The 3228-nt window shown below is 67.8% G+C and carries 3 protein-coding genes; 2 read left to right on the top strand and 1 reads right to left on the bottom strand.

All coding sequences use genetic code 11. The features are described 5' to 3' along the window. A partial coding sequence (locus ACNPP0_RS23050; protein ID WP_448707099.1) for a GGDEF domain-containing protein occupies positions 1-403 on the top strand: 403 nt, incomplete at its 5' end. A gap of 54 nt (positions 404-457) precedes the next feature. Here the strand turns inward: ACNPP0_RS23050 and ACNPP0_RS23045 are convergent. Then, complete coding sequence (locus ACNPP0_RS23045; protein WP_448707098.1) at positions 458-2668, bottom strand: rhodanese-like domain-containing protein; 2211 nt, start codon at positions 2666-2668, stop codon at positions 458-460. Between the two features lie 222 nt (positions 2669-2890). Here ACNPP0_RS23045 and ACNPP0_RS23040 point away from each other — a divergent pair. Next, positions 2891-3228 (top strand): contractile injection system protein, VgrG/Pvc8 family (locus tag ACNPP0_RS23040; protein WP_448707097.1); only part of this gene is annotated, 338 nt, incomplete at its 3' end.

The raw sequence follows: 3228 nt of genomic DNA, 5'->3' as shown, positions 1-3228 counted from the left end.
GCAGCCGGCGGCGGTGCTGGCCTTTGACCTGGACCACTTCAAGTCCATCAACGACCGGCACGGCCATCAGGCCGGCGATCAGGTGCTGAAGACGTTTGCCGATATCGCCCAGGGCGTGGCCGGCGCGGGAGTGCTGCTGGCCCGTATCGGTGGCGAGGAATTTGCCGCCTTGCTGCTGGCAGACGACGCGCGCCGCGCGCAAGCGCTAGGCGAAGCCGTGGCGCGGCGCTTCGCCGAATCCACGTCCGCACCGGGCGACAGCAGCGCAATAAGCGCCACGGTCAGCATCGGTCTGGCGTATTACGAACGCGACGTGCCGCCGCTGCCCGACAGCCTGGCGGCGGCCGATCGCGCGCTGTACCGCGCCAAGGCGATGGGCGGCAATCGGCTGGAGCTGGCGTAGCGCCCGCGGCCCGTAAAGATAGCGGGCGTAGCGCTGCCTCGCTCGCCCCCCTCCTTATCGCGCAGCAGGAATCAAGCGGATGTGTTCGCTGCCGTCGCGCTCCAGTTGCGCCACCAACCCCAGCTCCCAATCCAGGTACTCCCGAAATCCTTCGTCGCGCGCCGACAGGTCTTCAAAAAGATACGGGCTGATGCTTTGATCGTCGTCAGCGGTCAGCACCCCGGCAGCGCCGGTGTCCAGAGCCAGGCCCTGCGCCTTCCAGGCCCGGGTTCCGCCCAGTAGATACTGCACGGCATGCTTGCCGCGCCAGGCCAATTCGGCGGCCACCACGCTGGCCAACACGCCATCGGACGACGTCAGCACCACGGTGCGATGATCGTCAGGCGACAGGAATTGCGACAGCCTGTCCGGCGCCGCAAAGCGCGCGCCCGGCACATGGCCGCGCTCGTAGGCCACGCGCGATTCCACGTCAAACACGATCACCTCGTCCGCATCCAGCGCCGCCCGCAGCCCCTGCGGCCGCACGCTGGCCGCCTCGGGCCGATGGCGCAACACGCGGCGCGGCTCGGGACCGCTTTGCAGCGCGGCCCACGCCGGCGGCTGATACAGATAGACCTCCACGGCGCCCAGCTGCGCCAACCATGCGCCCGTCGTCAACGCCCGCACACCATCCCAATCCGCCAGCACCACGCGCGCGCGGCGGGTCGCCAGATAGTCGTCGGTGGCCTGCACCAGTTGGCCGCCCGGCGCCCAGCGCCAGCCCTCCAGATGCCCCGTCTCGTATTCCTCACGCGTGCGCACATCGAATTTGTACAGCGTGCGCGTGTCCTGCTCGGCCTCAAAGGCGTGCAAGGTTGCCGCATCCACATAGCCGATGCCGGCGCGCTGCGCGACGTCACGCGCCTGCTGCCGCGCCGCCTCCCGCGCGGCATCGCCCGGCTCGGGCAAGGCCGCGTGGCGCCCATAGGCCAGTTCGCGCCCAGACAGCAACCACTGCATCGTGCCATTACGCAACGAGGCCACCCGGTTCGGAATGCCCGCGTCGATCAGCGTCTGCGCGCCCACGATACTGCGGGTGCGCCCGGCGCAATTGACGACCACGAAAGTGTTCGGGTCCGGCGCCAGCTCGCGAATACGATAGACCAGTTCAGCCCCCGGCAGGCTGTGCGAGAACGGCAGCGTGAAGTGATGGAATTCCTCGGGTGTGCGGCTATCGACCACGACGATATCGTCACCGCGCGAGATGCGTTCGTGCAGCTCGTCCACATCAATCCAGGGCGTCTGCTTTTCATGTTCGATGACTTCGCCGAACGCCTTGCTGGGCACGTTGGTCCCCGTAAACACCTCCCGTCCGGCACGCGCCCAGCCGTCGGTGCCGCCGGCCAGGACGGACACGTCCGACCAGCCCAGGCGGGTCAGCTTCGCGGCGGCCAGGTGAGCCTGGGATTCGTCTTCGTCCACCAGCACGACGCGGGTGTCTCGCCGCGGCACCAGCCGGTCGGCCAACACTTCAAGCCGCCAAAGCGGCGCGGGCACGGCATACAGCAGATGGCGACGGGCATAGCGGCCCGCCTCGCGTACGTCCAGCACCGCGATCTCGGCGTCGCCGCGCAACGCCTCTTGCAAGGCGTCGGGCGACACGCGCGCGTGGAAGATGGCGGCCGGCGGCGAGAACGTGCGGTACGTGCCGCCCGTCGTGCTTTCAAAGACCACCCGGCCGTGCAGCCGGTCCAGCGCCAGGCCGTAGAAATGCAGGTGGGCGCCCGCCTCGTCGCCGATCAGTTCAATGGTGTGTACATCGTTCGGCCCCAGCACGATGGAGCTGCCCGGCCCCACGTCCACGCGGCGCACGTGGGTCAGCGTGTCACGCAAAGGGTCGGCGGTGGGCGCGCGGGTATAGACCTCGTTGCGCTCGTTGCCGCGCACGCCGGCAATGATGGCCCAGGTGGTGTGGTCGTGCGGCGGCTGGGCCTTGCCCGCCTCGCCCAGCGACAGGTACAGCGCATAGCCGCCGTCCACGTCTTCCGCCAGGCGGTAAAGCGTGCCGGGACGGCCCGGCACCAACGGAAATTCCTCGGCCGAAAACAAGTCGCGCCGGCTGCCCAAAGCCTGCAACAGCGCGGCGGCCTCGGCCAACTGCTGGGGCGAGGCGCGCGCCGCGTCTGGAACGCGCTTGCGCACGTCGGCGATGAATTCGCGCACGGCCTGCGCGCGCTCGGTGTGCTTGCCGGTGGCCGGGCTGGCCGCTTGGTAGGAATTGCTCATGAGGTGACCCGCGGTGTCGGATAAGGGAACGGCTCAGGCTACGTGCCCCGCGCGCCGCCGACAACGTAGAAATGCGTCTATGGATATGCGAACCGTTGTCGCAAGGGTTCAGGCGGGCCCTAAGGGGAATCGCCAGGCGGGAAATATCAGAGAAGTTCTATAGACGGCCGAGTCGCCGCCTGCGCAAGATGATCAGTCAACCTGACTCGTCCGGAGGCGCCTGTGTCATCGCACGCGAACGATTTTCGTTTTAGTTTTACGCCCGCCAGCGGCGCGGCGTTTGACGTCATTGAATTCACGCTGGACGAGGCGCTGTCCGAGACGTATCGGCTATGCGTGGAATTGTCCAGCTTTGATCCTGCGGTGGATTTCGGCGCGCTGCTGGATCAGCCGGCCCTGTTCACGATATGGCGCGGGGCGCTGCCGGTGCGCCACGTACACGGCGTCGTCACTGAATTCGTTCAAGGCGACACGGGCTTTCGGCGCACGCGGTATCGGCTGGTGCTGGAACCGTCTTTGGCGCGTGCCGCGCTGTGTTCGGACTGGCGCATCTATCAGCA

The organism is Achromobacter semiaridum (genome assembly GCF_053543755.1).
The sequence above is the reverse complement of the archived record's forward strand: the minus strand, read 5'-3'. Positions and strand labels throughout refer to the sequence as shown.

Coding starts and splice junctions, on each gene's coding strand:
- ACNPP0_RS23045 (WP_448707098.1), bottom strand. CDS start 2,668: ATGAGCAATTCCTACCAAGCGGCCAGCCCGGCCACCGGCAAGCACACC.